General features: G+C 55.0%; 20 protein-coding genes. 8 read left to right on the top strand and 12 right to left on the bottom strand.

Annotated elements, in window-relative coordinates; translation table 11 throughout:
* The first annotated feature begins 53 nt into the window (after positions 1-53).
* Positions 54-1058: a class 1 fructose-bisphosphatase gene (fbp, locus tag NR114_RS17700; RefSeq protein ID WP_020824933.1), complete on the top strand. Its 1005-nt coding sequence runs from the start codon at positions 54-56 to the stop codon at positions 1056-1058.
* A gap of 37 nt (positions 1059-1095) precedes the next feature.
* Here fbp and NR114_RS17695 read toward each other — a convergent pair whose 3' ends face one another.
* Positions 1096-2649 carry a methyl-accepting chemotaxis protein gene (locus tag NR114_RS17695; RefSeq protein WP_020824932.1) on the bottom strand — a complete coding sequence of 518 codons (1554 nt, stop codon included), beginning with the start codon at positions 2647-2649 and terminating at the stop codon, positions 1096-1098.
* A gap of 256 nt (positions 2650-2905) precedes the next feature.
* Here NR114_RS17695 and ppa point away from each other — a divergent pair, with 256 nt between their 5' ends.
* Entirely contained in the window at positions 2906-3436 is a 531-nt protein-coding gene (gene ppa, locus NR114_RS17690; RefSeq protein ID WP_004952787.1) for an inorganic diphosphatase, read from the top strand.
* 52 nt (positions 3437-3488) lie between these two features.
* Here ppa and NR114_RS17685 read toward each other — a convergent pair whose 3' ends face one another.
* The 3 genes from NR114_RS17685 to NR114_RS17675 are packed head-to-tail and all read right to left on the bottom strand — an operon-like array spanning position 3489 to position 9390.
* The gene (locus NR114_RS17685) at positions 3489-3836 is read right to left on the bottom strand and encodes a gamma-glutamylcyclotransferase (protein WP_006317485.1); all 348 of its coding nucleotides are present in this window, start codon (positions 3834-3836) and stop codon (positions 3489-3491) included.
* Between the two features lie 2 nt (positions 3837-3838).
* Positions 3839-7657: a translocation/assembly module TamB domain-containing protein gene (locus NR114_RS17680; protein ID WP_234530194.1), complete on the bottom strand. Its 3819-nt coding sequence runs from the start codon at positions 7655-7657 to the stop codon at positions 3839-3841.
* On the bottom strand, positions 7654-9390 hold the full coding sequence (locus NR114_RS17675; protein WP_046374655.1) for an autotransporter assembly complex family protein: 1737 nt from the start codon (positions 9388-9390) through the stop codon (positions 7654-7656). The genes NR114_RS17680 and NR114_RS17675 overlap by 4 nt, the downstream gene beginning before the upstream one ends.
* Positions 9391-9676: 286 nt before the next feature.
* On the opposite strand from NR114_RS17675, the gene msrA reads away from it, so the two are divergent.
* Both msrA and NR114_RS17665 read left to right on the top strand, forming a co-directional pair.
* Complete coding sequence (gene msrA / locus NR114_RS17670; RefSeq protein ID WP_020824928.1) at positions 9677-10318, top strand: peptide-methionine (S)-S-oxide reductase MsrA; 642 nt, start codon at positions 9677-9679, stop codon at positions 10316-10318.
* Between the two features lie 177 nt (positions 10319-10495).
* Complete coding sequence (locus NR114_RS17665; protein WP_020824927.1) at positions 10496-11827, top strand: hemolysin family protein; 1332 nt, start codon at positions 10496-10498, stop codon at positions 11825-11827.
* Positions 11828-11917: 90 nt separating this feature from the next.
* Here the strand turns inward: NR114_RS17665 and NR114_RS17660 are convergent, their stop codons facing one another.
* Positions 11918-12124 carry a DUF1107 domain-containing protein gene (locus NR114_RS17660; protein ID WP_012004917.1) on the bottom strand — a complete coding sequence of 69 codons (207 nt, stop codon included), beginning with the start codon at positions 12122-12124 and terminating at the stop codon, positions 11918-11920.
* 326 nt (positions 12125-12450) lie between these two features.
* Between NR114_RS17660 and NR114_RS17655 the strand changes: the two genes are divergently transcribed.
* Positions 12451-13008: a YtfJ family protein gene (locus NR114_RS17655; protein ID WP_020824926.1), complete on the top strand. Its 558-nt coding sequence runs from the start codon at positions 12451-12453 to the stop codon at positions 13006-13008.
* A gap of 1 nt (position 13009) precedes the next feature.
* Here the strand turns inward: NR114_RS17655 and cysQ are convergent, their stop codons facing one another.
* On the bottom strand, positions 13010-13750 hold the full coding sequence (cysQ, locus tag NR114_RS17650) for a 3'(2'),5'-bisphosphate nucleotidase CysQ (protein WP_041415176.1): 741 nt from the start codon (positions 13748-13750) through the stop codon (positions 13010-13012).
* Positions 13751-14006: 256 nt separating this feature from the next.
* On the opposite strand from cysQ, the gene NR114_RS17645 reads away from it, so the two are divergent.
* Together NR114_RS17645 and ytfE are read left to right on the top strand one after the other, a co-directional pair.
* On the top strand, positions 14007-15959 hold the full coding sequence (locus NR114_RS17645) for a bifunctional 2',3'-cyclic-nucleotide 2'-phosphodiesterase/3'-nucleotidase (RefSeq protein ID WP_176984132.1): 1953 nt from the start codon (positions 14007-14009) through the stop codon (positions 15957-15959).
* 119 nt (positions 15960-16078) lie between these two features.
* Positions 16079-16744 carry an iron-sulfur cluster repair protein YtfE gene (gene ytfE, locus NR114_RS17640; protein WP_046374657.1) on the top strand — a complete coding sequence of 222 codons (666 nt, stop codon included), beginning with the start codon at positions 16079-16081 and terminating at the stop codon, positions 16742-16744.
* 43 nt (positions 16745-16787) lie between these two features.
* On the opposite strand, the gene fklB is transcribed toward ytfE, so the two are convergent.
* A complete protein-coding gene (gene fklB, locus NR114_RS17635; RefSeq protein WP_020824922.1) occupies positions 16788-17408 on the bottom strand; it encodes an FKBP-type peptidyl-prolyl cis-trans isomerase in 621 nt (206 codons plus the stop codon).
* Between the two features lie 288 nt (positions 17409-17696).
* On the opposite strand from fklB, the gene NR114_RS17630 reads away from it, so the two are divergent.
* Complete coding sequence (locus tag NR114_RS17630; protein WP_234530191.1) at positions 17697-18365, top strand: OapA family protein; 669 nt, start codon at positions 17697-17699, stop codon at positions 18363-18365.
* Here NR114_RS17630 and NR114_RS17625 read toward each other — a convergent pair.
* The 5 genes from NR114_RS17625 to rpsF all read right to left on the bottom strand — a co-directional run bounded on the left by NR114_RS17625 (position 18362) and on the right by rpsF (position 20280).
* Positions 18362-18721 carry a DUF488 domain-containing protein gene (locus tag NR114_RS17625; RefSeq protein ID WP_234530189.1) on the bottom strand — a complete coding sequence of 120 codons (360 nt, stop codon included), beginning with the start codon at positions 18719-18721 and terminating at the stop codon, positions 18362-18364. The two genes, NR114_RS17630 and NR114_RS17625, sit on opposite strands and share 4 nt — an antisense overlap.
* A gap of 110 nt (positions 18722-18831) precedes the next feature.
* Positions 18832-19284: a 50S ribosomal protein L9 gene (gene rplI, locus NR114_RS17620; protein WP_004933629.1), complete on the bottom strand. Its 453-nt coding sequence runs from the start codon at positions 19282-19284 to the stop codon at positions 18832-18834.
* A gap of 39 nt (positions 19285-19323) precedes the next feature.
* Complete coding sequence (rpsR, locus tag NR114_RS17615) at positions 19324-19551, bottom strand: 30S ribosomal protein S18 (RefSeq protein ID WP_000135199.1); 228 nt, start codon at positions 19549-19551, stop codon at positions 19324-19326.
* 4 nt (positions 19552-19555) lie between these two features.
* Entirely contained in the window at positions 19556-19873 is a 318-nt protein-coding gene (priB, locus tag NR114_RS17610) for a primosomal replication protein N (RefSeq protein ID WP_006317460.1), read from the bottom strand.
* Positions 19874-19881: 8 nt separating this feature from the next.
* On the bottom strand, positions 19882-20280 hold the full coding sequence (gene rpsF / locus NR114_RS17605; protein WP_006317459.1) for a 30S ribosomal protein S6: 399 nt from the start codon (positions 20278-20280) through the stop codon (positions 19882-19884).
* Positions 20281-20663: the final 383 nt, after the last annotated feature.

Here is a 20663-nt window from a genome sequence, read left to right as displayed (position 1 = left end):
GTTGGCGGTTTGTTAACAAACCGCTACCCATCCGTAGATTCAGGGATTGTGTCATGAAAACGTTAGGCGAATTTATCGTCGAGAAACAGCACGACTTCTCACACGCCACCGGCGAGCTGACTGCGCTACTTTCTGCAATTAAACTGGGCGCCAAAATCATCCACCGCGATATCAACAAAGCGGGTCTGGTGGATATTCTGGGCACCAGCGGCGTTTCCAATGTACAGGGCGAAGTTCAGATGAAACTGGACCTGTACGCGAATGAAAAGCTGAAAGCAGCATTGAAAGCGCGCGGTGAAGTTGCGGGTATCGCTTCTGAAGAAGAAGATGAAATCGTGATATTCGACGGCGAGCGGGCTGAAAATGCCAAGTATGTGGTGCTGATGGATCCGTTGGACGGTTCGTCCAACATCGATGTCAACGTCTCGGTCGGTACGATTTTCTCTATCTATCGTCGCATTACCCCGGTCGGTACGCCAGTGACCGAAGAAGACTTCCTGCAGCCAGGCAGCGCACAGGTCGCCGCAGGCTACGTGGTTTACGGTTCATCCACCATGCTGGTGTACACCACCGGTTATGGCGTGCATGCCTTTACCTACGATCCTTCTCTGGGCGTGTTCTGCCTCTCCCATGAGAAAGTCCGCTTCCCGGCCAGCGGCAATATGTATTCCATCAACGAAGGTAACTACATCAAGTTCCCGCGCGGCGTGAAGAAATACATCAAATATTGTCAGGAACAGGACGAAGCTACGCAACGCCCTTATACCTCACGCTACATCGGTTCACTGGTTGCCGACTTCCATCGCAACCTGCTGAAAGGCGGCATCTACATTTATCCAAGCACCGCCAGCCACCCGCAAGGCAAGCTGCGCCTGCTGTATGAATGCAACCCGATGGCGTTCCTGGCGGAACAGGCCGGCGGTAAAGCCAGCGACGGTAAAAACCGTATTCTGGACATTACCCCGGTGAAACTGCACCAGCGCGCACCGTTCTTCGTCGGCACCAAATCCATGGTGGAAGACGCAGAGCGCTTTATCGCTGAGAACCCGGACGAATAACGAGTTCGATGTGGGGGACGGCTTGCCGTCCCCGGCATTATAATTTGAACGCCGCCATGCTCTGCGCCAGCAACTGCGCCTGATCCTCCAGCGAGCGCGTCGCCGCCGCCGACTCTTCGACCAAGGCCGCATTCTGTTGCGCCACCTGATCCATCTGCGCCACCGCCAGGTTTACCTGCTCAATACCGCTGCTTTGCTCACGCGTAGCCGCAGAAATTTCCCGCATCAGCGCCGTCACCCGGCCCACTTCACCGGTAATGCCGTTCATGGTTTTCGCCGCCGAACCGGCCATTTGTTCGCCTTCCTGTACCCGATTCTGCGACGCTTCAATCAACCCTTTGATCTCTTTCGCCGACTGCGCGCTGCGCTGAGCCAGGCTGCGAACCTCACCGGCCACCACGGCAAAACCACGCCCTTGTTCACCGGCACGTGCCGCTTCCACCGCCGCATTCAACGCCAGAATGTTGGTCTGGAAGGCAATGCCGTCCATCACGCTGATGATATCGGCAATGCGGCGTGAGCTGTCGGTGATCGCCTGCATCTTGTCCATGACCTGACTGACCACTTCACTGCCTTGGTTGGCAATATCGGATACGCTCAGCGCCAGTTGATTCGCCTGTTCGCAGTTCTCGGCGTTCATCTTCACCGTCGAGGTCAGCTGTTCCATGCTGGCGGCGGTTTCTTCCAGAGAAGCGGCTGATTCTTCGGTACGCTGCGCCAGGTGCAGGTTGCCGGCAGCCAGTTCGCGTGAACCGGTATCGATTTGGCTGCTGGCATCGCGCACCTTGCTGACCGAACTGACCAAGGCCTGCTGCATCCGCTGCATCGCACGCACCAGACGGCCCATTTCGGTCTCGCCTTCGCCGGTGATACGGTGCGTCAGGTCGCCGCTGGCGATATGTTCCAACTGGGCAATTGACTCATCGAGCGGACGCAGGATAATCACCCGCAGCGCAAACCAGGCCAGTAGTGCCAGCAAAATGCTGAGCAGGCCGGCAATCACGATCAGCGTAATTTTAGTGCTGGCATTGCTTTCCGCTTCATTCACCCGCTGCTGGCCAATCTTCATGGCGAAGCTGCGGAAGTCGCTGAGGTCCTTTTCAAAAGCGATGCTCAACGCGGAAATTTTTGTTTCCTGAATGTCGTAGTAATCATCAACTTTGCCGGCCTTGATGGCATCGGCCATCGGCCCAACGCCCTGTTCCAGATAGGCGCGGTAGCTATTTTGCAAACGACCGGACAGCTCGCGTCCACGTTCGGTAACAGTGCCGACGCTGACAAAACGCGCCATTTCCTGCTTCGATTGCGCAAGGTAGTCATAGATACGGCCCACCGTAGCATCTGAAACCTCAATCTGGCCGATTTCCCGTTGGCGTACCGCCAATGAGGCAGCGGTTCTGGCGCGCAGCGTCAGGTTGGAACTGCTGGCCAGCGACCCCAACTCTTCCCCCAGGATTTGATTCAGGGTGTGTAACGAGCGCGATCCTTCGTTAATCGCGTTGACGCCAATCGTGCTGACCATAATCAACAGCAGCGTCATCAGGCTCAACAGGGCAATCAGCCCGGCCTTGACCGTAATCTTTTTTAGCATGAGTTCTTCCCGGCTTCAGAAATAGTGAGATCTTACGTAGAGGAGGTAAAACGCGGAGCCAGACTTCGCCGACTCATTATTATTTGATGAAGTTATCGGCAACCCTCGAGAAAACTTAACGCCGTGGGAGGATTTATCTGGAAATTCGATGGATGGCTCTGCGCCGGGGCGGGGATGATGAAAAGGGCAGGAAATCGCAAAAGAGTCCGCTATAATAGCCGCCACTCCATTTCTGGTTTGATTAAAGGAAACCGACATGAGCTTGAACCTGGTCCCTGCTGGCAAAGACCTGCCGGAAGACATCTACGTTGTTATCGAAATCCCGGCAAACGCCGATCCGATCAAATATGAAATCGACAAGGACACCGGTGCGCTGTTCGTTGACCGTTTCATGTCCACCGCGATGTTCTACCCGTGCAACTACGGTTACATCAACCACACCCTGTCTCTGGACGGTGACCCGGTTGACGTGCTGGTGCCAACCCCATACCCACTGCAGCCTGGTTCTGTGATCCGCTGCCGTCCGGTTGGCGTGTTGAAGATGTCCGACGAAGCCGGCGAAGATGCGAAACTGGTTGCCGTACCTCACAGCAAGCTGACCAAAGAGTACGATCACATCAAAGACGTGAACGACCTGCCGGAACTGCTGCGCGCCCAGATCGCTCACTTCTTCGAGCACTACAAAGATCTGGAAAAAGGCAAATGGGTGAAAGTGGAAGGCTGGGCAGATGCTGCCGCTGCCAAAGCTGAAATCGTTGCTTCTTTCGAGCGTGCCGCCAAGAAGTAATTCTTGCCCGCCGTCCGATAAAAAAACACCGCTCAGTGAGCGGTGTTTTTTTTTACTTTTCGTCGAGACGCTTCAGCCAGTCGCCGCTGTTAATTCGCGGGTAACCGTCCACACTGTGTTTATACAGGTAGATCCACGCACTCCCATAAGGCGTCTGAATCAGCTCGCGCTTATAGTCCTTGGTGTTGCTTTTCAGTTCGTCCAGCTCAGCCAAAATCGATGAGTTGATGCGGTACACTTCACAATGTACCGTGCCCTCTCCAGGGATCGCCGCCGGGTAATGGCCCAGATTATAAATCTGATAGCCTTCGAGCTCATGCTCGCCGAGCCATTGGGCGTTGGTCATCCAATGGCTGTTTCCCTGTTTGCGTCGTAAACTGCCGTAGACAATTATTCGCATCGCTAAAACTCAAACTGATAGAGCAAATCTAATGCCTGGTCGAGACCAGACACCGCTTCCAGATACAATTTAGGCATCAGGCGGTAACGCAACGTCAACGTAGCCAGCGAGTCGAAAATACCCACCCCATATTTTACTTGTAAGCCTGGGAGAACATAACCGCTCACGACAACCTGGGAACTGTCGCCGACACCCTGAGTATCCAGGGCCAAATTGCTTACGCCAAACGCCTCGCCGATTTTACCCACAAGTTGACCACTTTGTGCAACCCCCATCCCAATTAACATTGAGGTCATTGCGTTACCATCGGCGCCGGAACTGCCCAATCCCTGCCCGCGCAGCAGATAAGACAGCGCTTCCTGCTGAGATTTGGCCGGATCCGAGAACACTTCCAGCTTGGGTGCATCCGCCAACCCGGTAACGCGTACCCCAGCGGTGACGTCGTCTTCGGTCGATTCAGGATTACGGATGGCTTCAATATTAAGCAGCGGCTGATCCGGCGGCCCTGAGAACATCAGTTGGCCCTTGCGGACGATCAAATCCTGACCATAAGCATGGAAGCGACCGGAAGGGATGTCAATCTGGCCGTTCAGGCCCAGGCCATTCTTGTCCTGCACTACTTTCAGATCGCCCTTCAAGCGGGCTTTTAAGCCAAAGGCATCCAGCCGCACATCGTTACCCACGTGGATCATCAGGTTGCTGTTGATCGGGATCCCTGCGGTTTTCGGCTGTATCGGTTTCAGTTGGTCGTCCAGCATCACTTCGTCGGAAGAGACGCCCACCGCACTTTCCGGCAACTCCTGCACCGTAATGCGCGCCCACGGAATATCGACCGAACCATTGAGCGAGAACAGCTGCGGCGTGGCTTCAAACACCAGATCGGGTGAAACGTCGATGCGGATCATCGGCGGCACCGTCACCCGCAGCTTATCGCCCTTGGCGGCGATACGTGCGCGCCAGGCGTTGATGTCGCGCCAGTCAGCATCGCCCGACAGGTTAAGCTGTCCGCGCGTGGTGCTGACCAGCCCTTCCATGGTCGAGGTCATGCCGTCAAAGTTCATCACCAGGCGGCCGTCCGTCATATCAAACGGCATCCAGTGACCATCTATATCAACCTTATCCAACGCCATCCGGCCATAAACCAGAGGCTTCTGCGCACTGCCCCCCAGGCGCAGATTGGCATTCAGCATGCCCGCGGCCTTCTCCCCCTTCATCAACGCCGGATTGATCATCGCCAGCGAGATATTGGTGATATTGACGTTGCCGCTGATAATGCGTCGTACCTGCGGATCGGCAACCTGTACGTTACCGTCAAATTGGCCATTATTGGTCAACTTGATCAACCAGTCGGCCTGCGCACGACCGTTGGACAGGCCGGCATTAAGGTTCAGCCGATCAAAGGCGATCGGCAACGCGTTGCCCTGCACTTGCTGAACCACCTTCACGCCGTTACCCACCAGGGAAACTTTTGCGTCCGGCAGCGCACCGCCCGGTTTCCAGCTTACGTCCGCCCGCCCGGTGAACACGCCGCTCAAAGCGGTCTCCGGACCGAGGAAAGGTTTTATCATCGCCAGATCAAAGCGGTTCAACACCACGCTGGCCTGGCCACTCGGGCCTGCTTCGATGGTCTTGGGTACGCACAGTTCGGCGTTCGGGTTCTGCCAACAGTGCGGCCCAACGCTGATTTTCTGCGCGGTATTCAGGTAATCCAGCGCAATGGCGCGAGTTAAGCGCCATTCGCCCACCGGGGTATCGAAACGGGTATTGTTCAGATTGCCGCGCCAGCGCTGCTGTTGGCGATCGAAACTGCCCTGCAGCGCCAACTGACCGGATACCGGCTTGCCGTCAATTTTCAATTGCAGCTGATGCTGCTTCTCACTGCCTTTGGCATCCAATGTCAACAGGCTGATATCCAGCGCATCCTGCTTAAGTTGCTCAACGCGTACCGCCAACTGACCCTGGATCTGATCGCTGGAACGCACGTCGCCGTCAATCTTCACCCGGTTGATGCGCAGCGCCTGCCACTGCAGGCCGGAAGCGGTCAGGTCGGCCAGCAACTGAGGCGCTTGCAGGTTGCCCCGCAGTTTCAGCAAGCCTTTCGCCGTACCGCCCAGCCCTGGCAGAGCGCCGTCCAGACGTGGCGCGTCAATATTCGCATCCAGGTTCCAGCTTTTCTCGTCCAGTTGGCCCTTAACGTTCAGTTGGTTGCGTCCCAGCGTCAGATCGATGCCCGGGATTTTCCACTGACCGGCAGCATTGCCGCTAAGCGTGCCACGTGCAGTGACTTTGTTTTGCTTCACGTTACCATCGAGCTGCAGCACCGGCACCTGCAATTGCCAACTGCCGCCGTGCAGGCTGCCACGCGTAGTGATTTTACCGTCCAACTTCGCCGGCCATTCCGGCCACTGCTTGGCGGTATTGATGCCGCTCAGCGTCAGCTGTGAATTCCAACTGATGGCCTTGCTCCAGTCCACCAGCGCCGTCAGATCGGTATTGCCCTGCAAGGCCGCCAAACGCAGGCGATCCAGTTTGAACTGTTCGACGTTACCTTTACCGTCCAGCGTCAGCACCGCCGGCGGGAGATCCTGCCCCTTGATATTGGCCCGGGTCGACAAGGCATAATCAGTCGCCTTGCCATTGAAACGCAGGCGGAAATCGTTGACCTGATACTGAGCTTCGCCGCTCAGCGGCCATTTCAGCTGTTTGCTTTGCAGCGTCAGTGCCAGCGGTAAACCCACTTCGGCCAATTGGGTCTGTACATCAAGCTGCGCACCGACCGGTCCGGAGAGGTTCAGCGCCACTTTAAGTTCTTCGCGCAGCCCACCGCCGACGTTCAGTTTGACCTTTTCCCCTTTCAGCGGCTCGATATTCAGCGTGCTGTTAGCCACCATTTCCACCGGCCAACTGCCGGTCAGCGTCGCCTGCCCCTGCGCAGACAACGTGCCCTGCGGGGATTTCACATCGAAATTGTCCAGCTTGATATGCTGATCCTGGGTGCTGGCCTGCAGCAACAGGCTGGTAATCAACACCTCGGTATCACCGGTCAAGCGCAATTGTTCCCCGCTGATCTCCTTAACCGTGATGTCCAACGGCAGGCGGATTTCCGGCAGATCCGGCAGCAGCGGCTTGGCGAACAGCTCTTTCAACGTTTCGCCCAGTGGCTTCTCTTCCGGCACCGGTGCCGGTTTCGCCGCCTTGTCGACCTGTTCACCCACTTTTTTCGCGACCTCGACAGCCGGCTGTATCGCCTCCGGCAACGGGTTCTGCGGGGTTTTCGGCAGTGCAATCAACAGGCCGCTGATTTTGGTAGGCAGCAAGGTCAACGCACGCTCTTGCCACTGCGCTCCGGTACGGAATTCACCAAGAGAGATTGCCGTGTCGTCTACGCTGACCTTAACGTTATTCAGCGTCAGCATACGCAAGGTAATAGGGTACGGCGTGCTCAGATTAGTGGTCGGCTCGCTGGTCTCTTCCACCGGCGCAGACGGCGTCATTTCTTTGGTTTTCACCACCACGTCGACGTCCTGCGCGGTCAGCGCATTGACGCACAGCGAACTGTTTTTAAAGCAGGCCAGATCGAGTGACAGATGGAATTGTCCGGCATTCACCGTGACGCCCGGCATCTGATACTTCACGCCTTTTAGCGTCAGATCACGCCAGCCACCGCTCACGCTGGCAATATCCAACCCCGGCACCCATCGAGCGGCAGCGTTGAGGGTCATATGCAAACCACTGGTGGTACCGAGCAAGTACGCCACCGCCCCGACCAGCAACAGCAAGACAATCAGGAAACCAAAGCAAATCTTTTTTATCAGGCTCATAGTTCAGGCCCCAAACCGATGTAGAACTGCATCCCGTGGGTGTCCTTGTCCCCCACGGGCGCGGCGATATCCAGCTTCACTGGCCCTACCGGCGACTGCCAGCGTACACCTACACCGGCGCCAGTTTTGAAGTTGCTCTGCTTGATATCGTTCACCGCTTCACCGGAATCGACGAACATCGCCCCCCACCATTTACCGGTCACGTTGTATTGATATTCCAGCGAGCCAGTCAGCATTTTGGAGGCACCGGTCAACTTGCCGTCATCGTTGCGGGGGGAAATGTCTTTGTACTTATAGCCACGGATGCTGCGATCGCCACCGGCAAAGAATCGCAGGTCTGGCGGCACTTTGTCGAAGTCGTTCGTTTCGATCCACCCCACCTGCCCGCGCGCCACGAACCGGTGCTTATCGGCCAGGGTGCGGATCCAGACGTTCTGCGCCTGCATCAGCGCGAAGTCCACGCCTGATCCCCAGGTGGTGTCGGAAACGTCGATGGAGTAGCGTTGGCTATCGCCCCAGGTCGGCATCAGACCTCCGCGCGAGCGGGTACGGTTGAGGCTGACGCCAGGGTAAAGCAGCATGGTGGTATTGCTGACGTTACCCTGGGTAAAGTTATCCCAGCGCCAGGTCAGGTTAATAGCCCGCTGCCAGCCGCTGGAGAGATCCCAGTTACGCGAGGCCACCACTTTGGAGGTTACGGACTTGGTATCGTTGAGATCGACGTTCTTGAGCCCGCCCTGCAGCAGGTAATACTGCTCCAGCGGATTCTTCAGCAACGGGATCTTATAGGTCAGATCGAGCTGCTGCTCGGGGGCCGAAATACTGGCGCTGGTTTCCAGACTGTGGCCGCGATCGTTAAGCCAGGGCTTCTTCCAGGTGCCTTTAACGCGGGGGCCAACGTCGGTGGAGTAACCGACACCGGTTTCGATGGTGTTGCGAGTGCGTGGTGACACCAACGCATCTAGCGGCAAAATCTTGTTCTCTTTGGCATCTTTGAAATCAGGGGAGACCACCACCGAGTTAAACCAGTTAGTGGCGGACAAACGGCGGTTCAGTTCGGCCAGGTCTTCCGAAGTGTAATAATCCCCCTGATGAAAGGGCACCAGATTTTGCAGATAGTCTTCACGAATTTGCGAACCGGTAAACTTCACCTGGCCGAAGCGGTAACGCTGCCCGCTGTCGAAGTCGATGTCCCAATAGGCCTTATGCAGATCCTCCGCCACGCCGAGCTGGCTTTTGGTCATATCGGCATCGAAATAGCCTTTGCGCAGCGCCAGGCCGGTCAGTGAACCTTTAAAACTGTCGTATTTACCGTGATTAAGGATCTCACCTATCGTCGGTTTGCCTTTTTTGACCAACGACAGATAGTCTTCATCGGTTTTCGCACCGCCTTCCAGCGCGATATTGGCCCCGGCAATGCGCACCGGTTCACCCGGATTGACCTTGGCGTGCAGCACTGGCCGCGCCAGCCCTGGGCGATCGTCCAACGTAAATTCGATGGTAGGCTGATAATAGCCAAGCGCTCTCAGCCCCTGACGAACAGCTTCATCCACGCGTGCGCGGAAACGGCCATCAGTACCGACCTCTTCCGGAGTGATGGAAGACAGGCGTACCCGGACGTTTTTTTCCAGTTCCCCGCTAAGTCCTTCAACCTGCAGCCGCACATTCGCCGAAAACGCCGCAGGCGTCGCGAGCAGCGCACACAAAAAGCACAGGGCACGGTATCGTGGCACGCGTTCTCCTTAATTTATTTTACTTTCCTGTTATAACACGCACTCTGGTGCCAGGGCATACTCCGCGCTATCAAGACGGCAGCCCTTTCAGCCTTATTCCAGACGCGACATATTACGATTTTACTGCCGCAGTAAACTGGCGCATTCTTAGCTTTTGGCGCTCTAAATACTGCGTTAATCTGATTCATAATCTGAATATGTAGCTTATTGTGGGCAAAGTTGCGGTTAGATACAACCGAACTGCCGTGTCTTAGGTCAATTCTTACTGTGACAACAGGAGTCAACCGTGGTGCCATTTTTTGATAAAACACAAACCGTCGACAAGGCGAACGCGCTGCCTGGCCGCACGACGCCCATGCCGGTTGCCACGCTCAACGTGGTCACTCACCATTCAATGACCCAGGTGCCGGAAGGCATGGAAGTGGCTATCTTCGCCATGGGATGCTTCTGGGGTGTGGAGCGCCTGTTCTGGCAGCAGCAGGGCGTATACAGCACGGCGGCAGGCTACAGCGGCGGTTTTACGCCAAACCCAACCTACCGCGAAGTGTGCAGCGGCCAGACCGGTCATACTGAAGTGGTGCGGGTGGTATTCGATCCGAAAATCATCAGCTATAAGCAGCTGCTGCAGGTGTTCTGGGAGAACCACGATCCGGCGCAGGGCATGCGTCAGGGTGGCGACGTCGGCACTCAGTATCGCTCAGCAATTTATACGCTGACGCCGGAACAGCAGACCGCAGCCGAAAGCAGTCTGAAGCGTTTCCAGCAGGCCATGAACGAGGCGGGTGACCAACGCACCATCACCACCGAAGTGGTGCCGGCGCTGCCGTTTTACTATGCCGAGGATGACCATCAGCAGTATCTGTACAAGAATCCTGAAGGCTACTGCGGCCTGGGCGGCATCGGCGTTTGTTTGCCACCCCAGGGCTAAACCCTTGGTCAGCGGTAATTTTTTAACCGCTGGCGGCCCCTGTAGGGCTGCTGCTATACTATGCGGGCCGCATCTGCGGCCTGATAGCCTCCTTTCTGGTTGTTATCACTACTTTTTTTACAATGTACTACCCTTCCTCAAGAGCGCCGTCATCCCGTCGGCACGTATGGATAGATTATGTTAAACAGTATTTTACTGATTCTTTTTCTGATCGCAGTGAGTGCGTTTTTCTCACTGTCGGAAATTTCTCTGGCCGCGTCACGCAAGATTAAACTGAAACTGATGGCTGACGAAGGTAACGTCAATGCCGCCAAAGTCCTTAAACTACAAGAAACCCCGGGGCTGTTCTTTACCGTGGTGCAGATTGGCCTGAACGCCGTAGCCATTCTCGGTGGTATCGTCGGCGATGCTGCCTTCTCCCCTAGCTTCCAGGTGTTGTTCGATCGCTTTTTGTCCCCGGAGATGGCGGAGCAAGTCAGCTTTATCTGCTCGTTCGTCCTGGTGACCAGCCTGTTCATCCTGTTCGCAGATTTGACCCCGAAGCGCATCGGTATGATTGCACCAGAGACGGTCGCCGTCCGGATCATCAACCCGATGCGTTTCTCGATCATGATCTTCCGGCCGCTGGTGTGGTTCTTCAACGGCATGGCAAACCTGATCTTCCGCCTGTTCAAACTGCCGATGGTGCGCAAGGACGACATCACTTCCGACGACATCTATGCGGTAGTGGAAGCCGGTGCCCTGGCTGGCGTGCTGCGCAAGCAGGAACATGAGCTGATCGAAAACGTGTTCGAACTGGAGTCACGCACCGTACCTTCGTCGATGACCTCGCGCGAAAGCGTGGTTTACTTCGATCTGCGTGAAACCGAAGAAAGCATTATCGAGAAAGTCTCGACCCATCCGCACTCCAAGTTCCTGGTATGCGACGGCAATATCGATCAGGTGGTCGGCTACGTTGACTCCAAAGACTTGCTGAACCGCGTGCTGGGCAATCAAAGCCTGGTGCTGAGCAGCGGTGTGCAAATCCGCGCTGCGCTGATCGTACCGGATACCCTGACGCTGTCCGAAGCGCTGGAAAGCTTTAAGACGGCCGGCGAAGACTTTGCCGTTATTCTCAATGAATATGCACTGGTCGTGGGCATCATCACGTTGAATGACGTAATGACTACCCTGATGGGCGATCTGGTCGGTCAAGGCCAGGAAGAGCAGATCGTCGCACGCGATGAAAGCTCATGGCTGATTGAGGGTGGTACGCCAATCGACGATGTGATGCGCGTTCTGCACATTGATGAGTTCCCGCAGGCGGGCAACTACGAAACCATCGGCGGCTTTATGATGTACATGCTGCGCAAGATCCCAAAACGCACCGACTTCGTGAAATACGCCGGCTACAAGTTTGAAGTGGTGGACATCGACAGCTACAAGATTGACCAGTTGTTGGTAACCAAACTGAGCGACAAACCGGCGGCGGTACTGCCGAAGGCGCCAGAAGACAACGCCCCTGCCTGATCCGGACTGTAGAAACGTCAGCGGCCCCATCGGGGCCGCAATTATTGGAGCTTTTGCAGGGTACTTCAGTAGCAGGATACTAACCGCGCATCAACCCATCTCAGTTTGCAGTAACAACACCTGACGGTTTACCTCTGACATCACGCTGAAGTGGCGCCGGTCACGAATTTTCGGTAACAGGATTTTCCCTTCGTCGAATTCGAACGCGCCTACATCTTTGATATACAGCCGGCCACGAAACAGGGTTTTTACGTACTTCGCCACTTTCAACGGATTATAACGCTGGAAGATTCTCATTCTATTACTCTCCTCCGTTTGGTCCATGCGCTCAGCGAGCCGCCAAGGTGGCAGCCTCTAAAGTAAGAACGCAACTTGATTGCCATGTAGTAGACCTAGTAAAGACGATAATGTTCACTTCTGCACGGATATCTTCACTGGATTTACACTTTTTGACAGAATTGTATATGATAATATATAACTTTTTCAGTATATCCCTTCAAAATACAGGTATTACCGGCCAGAAGAGGAAACTGCGATCCAGCTAACAGGACAGACCTCCGATCACCACCTATGCTTTAGGCTGTCGGGTGCTGTCGGCACCGTTCCCCTTCCAAGGAGAAGGCATGAAAAAAAGTCACCTGCTTATTGTTTCCCTACTGCTTGCCCCCTTTTTAGCCTCTGCGCACAACTTCCAACTCCAGCAACGCGTCGCGCCGGTCGGCGTCAGCGATAAGGGAGAGTTGAATTACGCTAATGATAAGTTTAGCTATCAAAACTGGAATAGCGCGCAACTCAGTGGGAAAGTGCGAGTCATACAGCATATTGCCGGCCGTAGCTCCGCCAAGGCGATGAACGATCCGCTGATCGAAGCGATTAAGAAAGCTAAACTACCGCACGATCGTTACCAAACGACGACAATAGTGAATACCGACGACGCGATACTCGGCACCGCGGTGTTTGTTCGCAACAGCATTGAAGACAGCAAGAAAGAGTTCCCCTGGTCGCAGTTTGTGGTCGACAGCAACGGCAACGTGCGCAAGGCCTGGGATTTGCAGCCGAAAGGGTCGGCCATTGTGGTGTTGGATAAGCAAGGCAGGATCCAGTTCGCCAAAGACGGCGCCCTGACGCCAGAAGAGGTGCAGCAGGTCATGACCCAACTGCACCAGCTGCTGGCGAACTGATTTAGAACAGCGAAACCCTGAAGCCGGGGTTTAGGAAGGATTCACGCGGCGTATAGAGCAGAGGTCTGCCCTGCCAGTCGTGGATCTGTGCCCCGGCTGCCACGGCCACGGCATGACCGGCGGCGGTATCCCAGATATTGGTGGGCCCAAAGCGCGGGTAGAGCTGCGCTTTACCTTCCGCCACCAGGCAGAATTTCAGCGAAGAACCGACGGAAACGGTCTGGTGTTCGCCCAGCTGTTTCAGGTAGTCCTTCAGCTCTTCGTCGCTGTGCGAACGGCTGACCACCACCAATGGCGGATGGGCATTGCTGACGCCAATCTCCTGCCGGTGGCCCTTTTCTTCTTTCCAGGCTTTACCGCGCTCGGCCAGATACAGCACGTCGATCGCCGGGGCGTAAACCACCCCCATTACCGCCTGCCCGTCTTCAATCAACGCGATATTTACCGTGAACTCACCGTTGCGATTCAGGAACTCTTTGGTGCCGTCCAGCGGATCGACCAGCCAGTAGCGCGTCCAATTCTGCCGCACTTCCCAGGTCGGTGGATCTTCTTCCGACAGCAAGGGGATGTCCGGCGTTAACGCCGCCAGGCCGCGCTGGATAATGTGGTGCGCCGCCAGATCGGCCGCCGTCACCGGGGAGTCATCTTTTTTTTGTGTAACATCAAGCGGTTGTTCACCGTTGTACACCGCCATGATGGCCGCGCCCGCCTCGCGGGACAGTTGGCAAATTTTTTCTAACATCATTCACCTCAGATAGACAGTTCCGTGGGCCATTTCCCCTTTCTCATTGCTAGCAGCCTAGTTTTTTTTGCATCGAATATCCATCATAACGATTTAACCTTCGGTAATGACTCGAGTCTTTGCCGTCACAACTGTGACATTTCCTCCGATACCTTGGCCGATTTTCTGCCACACTTCACAGTTTGGTGAGACAACCAATGTTAATTACATGCCCCTCTGCGATAAAACTCGAAAAATAGAATGGAGAAAGCCAAAAATGATGAAGCGTCCGCTGACGTTGTCTGTCCTCGCTGTGCTGGTTTGCGCCTCAGCGCAGGCGGCAACGGTCGATCTGCGCGTGCTGGAAACCACCGACCTGCACAGCAACATGATGGACTTCGATTACTACAAGGATAAACCGACCGACAAGTTCGGTCTGGTGCGCACCGCCAGCCTGATTGAACAGGCTCGCCAGCAGGCCACCAATAGCGTACTGGTGGATAACGGCGACATCATTCAGGGCAGCCCGCTCGGTGACTATATGGCGGCCAAGGGCCTGAAGCCCGGCGATATTCATCCTGTCTATAAGGCCATGAACACCCTGAATTATGTGGTCGGCAATATCGGCAACCACGAATTCAACTACGGCCTCGATTACCTGAAAACCGCCATCAGCGGTGCCAAGTTCCCGTATATCAATGCTAACGTGATCGACGCTAAAACGCAGAAACCGCTGTTCACTCCTTACATTATCGTCGATACGCCGGTAAAAGACCGTGACGGCAAGGAACATAGTTTACGCATCGGCTATATCGGTTTTGTGCCACCGCAAATTCTGGTGTGGGATAAGGCCAATCTGCAAGGCAAGGTTAAGGTCAACGACATCACCGAAACCGCCAAACGCTACGTGCCGGAAATGCGTAAACAGGGGGCCGATCTGATCGTGGCGATCCCGCACTCCGGCCTGTCCAGCGAGCCGTACAAGGCGATGGCAGAGAATTCGGTGTACTACCTTAGCCAGGTTCCGGGCATTGACGCCATCATGTTCGGCCATGCTCACGCCGTATTCCCGAGCAAAGACTTCGCCAATATCAAAGGCGCTGACATTGCCCAAGGCACGCTGAACGGCATACCTGCGGTCATGCCCGGCCAGTGGGGCGACCACCTCGGCGTTGTCGATCTGCAGTTGAACAACGACTCTGGCAGTTGGAAAGTAGCTTCCGCCAAAGCGGAAGCACGGCCAATCTACGACAAAGAGAACAAGAAATCGCTGGCGGCAGAAGACACCAAGCTGGTGAAAGTCCTGGCGGAAGATCATAAGGGCACGCGCGATTTTGTCAGTAAGCCGGTCGGCAAAGCTGATGACAACATGTACAGCTACCTGGCGCTGGTGCAGGATGACCCAACGGTACAAATCGTAAATAACGCGCAGAAAGCCTATGTGGAACACTACATTCAGGGCGACCCGGATCTGGCCGATTTGCCGGTGCTGTCAGCGGCAGCGCCGTTCAAGGTCGGCGGCCGCAAAAACGATCCGGCCAGCTTCGTCGAAGTGGAAAAAGGCCAGCTCACCTTCCGTAACGCTTCGGATCTCTACCTCTACCCCAACACCCTGGTGGTAGTAAAAGCCAGTGGCAAAGAGGTGAAGGAGTGGCTGGAGTGCTCCGCCGGGCAGTTCAATCAAATCGACGTCAACAGCAGCCAACCGCAGGGCCTGATCAACTGGGATGGCTTCCGCACCTATAACTTCGACGTGATTGATGGGGTAAATTACCAAATCGACGTCAGCCAACCTGCGCGTTACGACGGCGAATGCCAGTTGATCAACGACAAGGCGGAACGTATCAAGCAGCTGACGTTCAAAGGCAAGCCAATTGATCCTAAAGCCACCTTCCTGGTGGCGACCAATAACTATCGCGCTTACGGTGGCAAGTTCGCCGGCACTGGCGATCAGCATATTGCCTTCGCTTCGCCGGACGAGAACCGTTCAGTGTTGGCGGCCTATATCAGCGCTGAAACCAAGCAGCATGGCGCAGTCCGGCCACAGGTGGATAACAATTGGCGCCTGGCGACCTTCAGCAGCCCGCAACCGCTGGATATTCGCTTTGAAACCTCGCCAAGCGAGAAAGCGACAGCATTTATCAAGGCACATGCCCAGTATCCAATGAAATCCGAAGGCACGGATAACATCGGGTTCGCAGTTTATAAGATTGATTTAAGTAGCAAATAAGCTGCAGGCCGGGAGGTACAGCGTTCCCCCCGGCCATCTACTCCTTTTTCTCGCTGGCGCGCCCTTTAAATTGCATTTAAAATGCATGTTATAGATTTTTCATTTAAAGAGGCACTCTCATGGATTACCGTAATCAATCCCTCGGCGCTCTCGCCATCGCTATTCCCCGGGCATCACGCCTGTTCCGCCTGAACGATTTGGATTTCTGCTGTGGCGGAAAACAAACGCTGCAACGCGCGGCCGAGCGTAAAGGACTGGATCTCGAGCAGCTTGAAAGCGAATTGGCCGCCCTCGCCGCCAGACCGGCAGCAAGCCATGACTGGCGTACTGCACCGCTCGGTGAACTGATTGATTATATTCTGCCACGCTTCCATCAGCGGCACCGCGAGCAGCTGGCCGAGCTGGTACTGATGGCGGAAAAAGTCGAACGGGTTCATGCCGACAAAGCCACCTGTCCACGCGGTCTGGCGAAACAGCTGAACCTGATCCGGCTGGATCTGGAAAATCACATGATGAAAGAGGAACAGATCCTGTTCCCGATGATCAAGCAGGGTATGGGCCGGCAGGCGGCTGGGCCGATCTCGGTAATGGAACATGAGCATGACGAAGCGGGCGAACAGCTGGAAGTGGTGAAGTTCCTCACCCACAACGTGACGCCACCGGAAGGTGCCTGCAATACCTGGCAGGCGCTGTATGGTGGTATCGACGAGTTTATTGATGACCTGATGGAACACATCAATCTGGAGAACAACCTGTTGTTCCCCCGCGCGCTGAACGGCGCATAAAACAAGGGCGCCATCAAGGCGCCCAGAGAAATCTGTTAGAGAATTACAGAATTTCCAGCAGTTCGACGTCGAACACCAGCGCGCTGAATGGCGGGATGGATGCGCCGGCACCACGCTCGCCGTAGGCCAGATCGTGTGGAATATACAGCTGCCATTTGGAACCGACCGGCATCAGGGTCAGCGCTTCAATCCAGCCAGGGATCACGCCGCTAACCGGGAATTCTGCCGGTTGACCGCGCTCTACGGAGCTGTCGAACACGTCGCCGTTAATCAGACGGCCAGTGTAATGCACACGCACGCGATCCTGACGGGACGGGATTGGGCCGTTGCCCTGCTCCAGCACGGAGAACTGCAGACCGGATTCGGTCAGCGTAACTTCGTCGCGTTTGGCGTTGTCTTCCAGGAATTTCTGGCCTTCAACGGCCATCGCCTGTTGACGCTCACGACGCACGGCATCCGCACGTTCGTGGATTTCGCGCAGCGCACGGTGCACCACGTCTACCGGAACCGCCGGGGCATTCCCTTCCAGCGCGTCACGCAAACCTGCCAGCAAAGCTTCCGGTTGTAAACCTTCCAGACCGGACTCTTGCAGCTGCTGGCCGACCTGTAAACCAATCCCGTAGCTCGCCTGCGCTTCAACGCTGTCAAAAGAAGGGGTTGTCATGGGGTTTTCCTTTAGTCTGTAAAAAGTCGAAAGCGCAGCATAACAGCGCCGCAATGCCGGGTAAAATCTTGTGTGGAGAATGATGACTTTTGTCGTAGAAAAAGAAACAATAACCCTCAGTTAACACCCGCTCCCGCGCGCCCAGGCGAATCGCCTGCCGCAACAGGTATAGGTTTGCTGCTGCCTTTCACTTCAATCAGTTAGCGGACTATACTGAAAACAGGGCATCGGGTCGGCGGTACACCCTTTTGTACCGTGATAATTTTACGCCGTTGAAGAGAGGTTACCATGGGCAGAATCTCGCCCAGGAGAAGGAAGACCACCCGTATCTACCAGCCGTTGTTGCGTACCTGGCTGAACTTCAGTCAGCGCCTGAAGCCCGGCTCCGCGCCAGCGTCGGTAGAAGACCCGGAATCAGAACAACCACCGGAAAGCGGTAAGGGGCAAAACATCAAAGCGTTACTGCTGAAGATCTGGCACCTGCCGGACGGCTTCGGTTGGATGGAGCCACTGCCTTATTTTCATCGTCGCTGGACCCTGATTTTCGGCATCATCCTGCTGCTGGCACTGCTGTGGCCGTATTCATCGGAAAAACAGCCATTCCCTGTCACCCAGCAGGAAAACAGCGTTCCCTTGCAGGCCGAATTGCAAAACGGCACTCAGCAGCAGCACGCTGTAGAGCCGGAACCGGCGGGCAACTGGCAACGCTACCAGATCCAACCGGGCCAGACGCTGGCGCAGCTTTTCCGTGACAACAACCTGCCGGTGAACGAAGTTTTCGCCATGGCGCAGGTGGAAGGTAACGATAAGCCGCTCAGCAACATGAAGGCCGGCCAGGAAGTGCGTATCGAACGTGATACCAACGGCGTGATCACCGCGCTATCTGTCACCACCGCTGACAACAGTCAGGTGTTATTCCGCCGCCAGGCCGACGGCGGCTATCGCCGCGAGCGTTAATCCGCTAACTGCCTTAACAGAAAGTCGCGCAGCACGATGCCATGGTTGTGCTGTGTGTCTTTACTGCCATAAAGTAAGGTCAAGGGTTGCCCCTGTGTTAGTAAAGCCACCAATGGCTGCCAGGCGTCGTTTTGAGCCAGTTGCAAGCGATAGTGGCTTTCGAACTCGTCCCACTGGTCAAGATGTTGATGAAACCACTGCCGCAGCGCGTTATCCGGCGCGACCTGCTTTAACCACTGCACGCCCTGCAATCGTTCCTTGCTGATGCCTCGCGGCCACAAGCGATCGATCAGATAACAGTACTCCGGTGCAGGGCCGGTAAAATCGTAAACGCGCTGCAAGATAATCTCCGCCATTTCCGCTGCTCCTCATTCAAGCTGTGATAGCAGGGTAGCGCGTTTTACCGGACGCAGAAAAGCAAAACGCCAGCACGAGGCTGGCGTTTTAACTTGGCTGGCAGGAGCGATTAAGCTTCTGCAACCACAACTACATTCAGCTGTGCGAACACGTCGCTGTGTACCTGGAAGTGAACTTCGTGTTCACCAGTGGTACGCAGAACGCCGTTCGGCAGACGAACTTCGCTCTTGGCAACTTCAACGCCTGCCGCAGTAACTGCGTCAGCGATGTCGCGGGTGCCGATAGAGCCGAACAGTTTACCTTCGTCGCCTGATTTAGACGCGATGGTGACTGAACCCAGTTCGTTGATCTTGGTTGCGCGAGCTTCAGCAGCAGCCAGAACGTCAGCCAGTTTGGCTTCCAGTTCAGCACGGCGTGCTTCGAAGAACTCTACGTTTTTCTTGGTAGCAGGAACAGCTTTGCCCTGTGGTACCAGGAAGTTACGGGCGTAGCCCGCTTTAACGTTAACTTGATCACCCAGGCTGCCCAGGTTTGCTACTTTATCAAGCAGAATAACTTGCATTACCTTATCCTCTCAAAGTCGTTAATGGACAGTGGCCGATTACTGATGACGATCAGTGTACGGCAACAAAGACAGGTAGCGCGCGCGCTTGATAGCACGGGCCAGCTGGCGCTGATATTTTGCACGAGTACCGGTAATACGGCTCGGGACAATTTTACCACTTTCAGTGATGTAGTTTTTCAGCGTAGCGATGTCTTTATAGTCAATCTCTTGAACGCCTTCCGCGGTGAAACGGCAGAACTTGCGACGACGGAAATAACGTGCCATTAGGCTAGTCTCCAGAATCTATCAATTCAATCTGCTCGGCATGCAGAACCAGTTTGTTCAGCCCGTTGCGCCCTTGATGGCAGCTTACGAAGCCTTGCACGGTTATCTGACTGCCGACCGTTAATCTTTGAGTTAGTGCTTGTGACTGTTGTCCGCTGACAACCACGGGCATTCGGCACCATGCTTGCCTGCTAAATCCGGCTTCCATTTGCTGCGAACGGTGCTCTAGCACAAATTGGCAGTGGGGGATCCCGGAAGGACTCACTTTTCGAACCGGCGCCTTGCACACAGTGCCCGACAAAACCAGACGATTAGATGTCACGGCGGCAATTACTCTTCAGAATCCCCAGCATCTGCATCATCTGCGGTTTCGTTAGCGAAGTCTTCGCGGCGATCGCCACGACGTTCGTCTTTCGCTTTAACCATCGGAGATGCTTCAGTTACCGCGTGCTTAACGCGCATAACCATGCTACGGATAACGGCGTCGTTGAAGCGGAAGTTAGTTTCCAGCTCATCGATCGCTTCCTGCGGAGCTTCAACGTTCAGCAGAACGTAGTGAGCTTTGTGCAGTTTGTTGATCGGGTAAGCCAGTTGACGGCGGCCCCAGTCTTCCAGACGGTGAATCTGACCAGCAGCGTTAGTGATGGTAGCACTGTAACGCTCGATCATGCCCGGAACCTGTTCGCTTTGGTCAGGATGGACCATAAAAACGATTTCGTAATGACGCATCGAATTGCTCCTTACGGATTATTCAGCCTCCTGTCAGGGTCAACCGCGGCCCATGGAAGCAAGGAACGTGTATGTGTGTGCGGCTGAAAAAATGACGCGTAATCATACTTGCGCAGGCTAGGAAACTCAAGGACAGAAGGGTATTTATTATCGGTAATGCGGGCCTGATGCGTAAATAGCACGATTTGCTATCTGTACAACCTATGTACACAGATCCATCAGTTCAAAAAATCTTTCAATGAAATCATCACTGATGCGCAAAATTAATTCATTTTTTTTGAATAATGACATCAAAAAGCCCCCCTTTTTAATCCTGCCGGAAGGTCTAAAATTGTTGTTATCCGCCGCAGACAGCGCGACGAAAAAGATTTGAGGTTATTCAA

The sequence above is a fragment of the Serratia sp. Ser99 genome (genome assembly GCF_024519545.1).
In the GTDB taxonomy this organism is placed as follows: Bacteria; Pseudomonadota; Gammaproteobacteria; order Enterobacterales; family Enterobacteriaceae; genus Serratia; species Serratia liquefaciens.
Note: the sequence above shows the minus strand (reverse complement) of the source record. Positions and strands in the feature narration are given on the sequence as shown.

Coding starts and splice junctions, on each gene's coding strand:
- NR114_RS17695 (WP_020824932.1), bottom strand. CDS start 2,649: ATGCTAAAAAAGATTACGGTCAAGGCCGGGCTGATTGCCCTGTTGAGC.
- rplI (WP_004933629.1), bottom strand. CDS start 19,284: ATGCAAGTTATTCTGCTTGATAAAGTAGCAAACCTGGGCAGCCTGGGT.
- NR114_RS17630 (WP_234530191.1), top strand. CDS start 17,697: ATGGGCAGAATCTCGCCCAGGAGAAGGAAGACCACCCGTATCTACCAG.
- NR114_RS17680 (WP_234530194.1), bottom strand. CDS start 7,657: ATGAGCCTGATAAAAAAGATTTGCTTTGGTTTCCTGATTGTCTTGCTG.
- rpsF (WP_006317459.1), bottom strand. CDS start 20,280: ATGCGTCATTACGAAATCGTTTTTATGGTCCATCCTGACCAAAGCGAA.
- fbp (WP_020824933.1), top strand. CDS start 54: ATGAAAACGTTAGGCGAATTTATCGTCGAGAAACAGCACGACTTCTCA.
- rpsR (WP_000135199.1), bottom strand. CDS start 19,551: ATGGCACGTTATTTCCGTCGTCGCAAGTTCTGCCGTTTCACCGCGGAA.
- fklB (WP_020824922.1), bottom strand. CDS start 17,408: ATGACAACCCCTTCTTTTGACAGCGTTGAAGCGCAGGCGAGCTACGGG.
- NR114_RS17645 (WP_176984132.1), top strand. CDS start 14,007: ATGATGAAGCGTCCGCTGACGTTGTCTGTCCTCGCTGTGCTGGTTTGC.
- cysQ (WP_041415176.1), bottom strand. CDS start 13,750: ATGTTAGAAAAAATTTGCCAACTGTCCCGCGAGGCGGGCGCGGCCATC.
- NR114_RS17665 (WP_020824927.1), top strand. CDS start 10,496: ATGTTAAACAGTATTTTACTGATTCTTTTTCTGATCGCAGTGAGTGCG.
- NR114_RS17660 (WP_012004917.1), bottom strand. CDS start 12,124: ATGAGAATCTTCCAGCGTTATAATCCGTTGAAAGTGGCGAAGTACGTA.
- ytfE (WP_046374657.1), top strand. CDS start 16,079: ATGGATTACCGTAATCAATCCCTCGGCGCTCTCGCCATCGCTATTCCC.
- NR114_RS17655 (WP_020824926.1), top strand. CDS start 12,451: ATGAAAAAAAGTCACCTGCTTATTGTTTCCCTACTGCTTGCCCCCTTT.
- ppa (WP_004952787.1), top strand. CDS start 2,906: ATGAGCTTGAACCTGGTCCCTGCTGGCAAAGACCTGCCGGAAGACATC.
- NR114_RS17685 (WP_006317485.1), bottom strand. CDS start 3,836: ATGCGAATAATTGTCTACGGCAGTTTACGACGCAAACAGGGAAACAGC.
- NR114_RS17625 (WP_234530189.1), bottom strand. CDS start 18,721: ATGGCGGAGATTATCTTGCAGCGCGTTTACGATTTTACCGGCCCTGCA.